This is a genomic window from Streptomyces sparsogenes subsp. cuspidosporus (assembly GCF_039532705.1).
GTDB classification, from domain to species: Bacteria; Actinomycetota; Actinomycetes; order Streptomycetales; family Streptomycetaceae; genus Streptomyces; species Streptomyces sparsogenes.
In genome coordinates, this window is sequence record NZ_BAAASD010000157.1 from 1 (window position 1) to 583 (window position 583).

Annotated in this window: 1 pseudogene; it reads left to right on the forward strand. The window is 85.8% G+C overall.

Annotation, left to right across the window (positions count from 1 at the left end):
- Positions 1–206: 206 nt before the first annotated feature.
- Positions 207–583: pseudogene (locus ABFY07_RS42840) on the forward strand (hypothetical protein); the annotation flags it as partial.

Below are 583 nucleotides of genomic sequence, written 5' to 3' on the forward strand. Positions count from 1 at the left end.
CATCTCCGTGGATCTGCCCCTGCCCCAGCACGGGTCGCGCCCCCGTGCCGCCCGCCCGCGCCGTCCGTCCCCGCCCTCGGGGGCTCGGCGCCGGGGCCGGGATCGCCGTCCGGCGCTCCGGGCCGGCGTGCCGCGCCCCTGGCGGCGTTGCGGTCCGCGTCCCACACAGGCTCGCCCTCCGGTGTGCCGTGCTCCGGCTGCGCCGGATGCTCACTTACCGGCTCGCCGCCCGAATCGCCGGCCGCCGGGTCCCGGCGGTCCGCGCCCGCCCCGGCGCGCCGCCCCGCCGTACCGCCGCCACGCTGCCCGGCCCCCTGGGCGCGGCCCCGGCGGCGGCCGGTGGCGGGCCGCTCCTCGGGGGCCGCCTCGCGCGGGCGGGCGTCCTCGCCGCGGTCCCGGTCGCCGCCCGGGCCCCGGCCCGCGGCTTGACCGCCCGTCGGGCCGCCCGCCTGGCCGGTGGGAAAGGCCGGACGCGGCCGGGCGCCGTCCGGCTCCTGGCCGGGGGCGGCGGCCCGGCGCACGGCGGTCCGCGGGTCCGGGGCCGCGCCGTGCGCGTCCTCGGGCGCGTGCGCGCCCGAGCCGG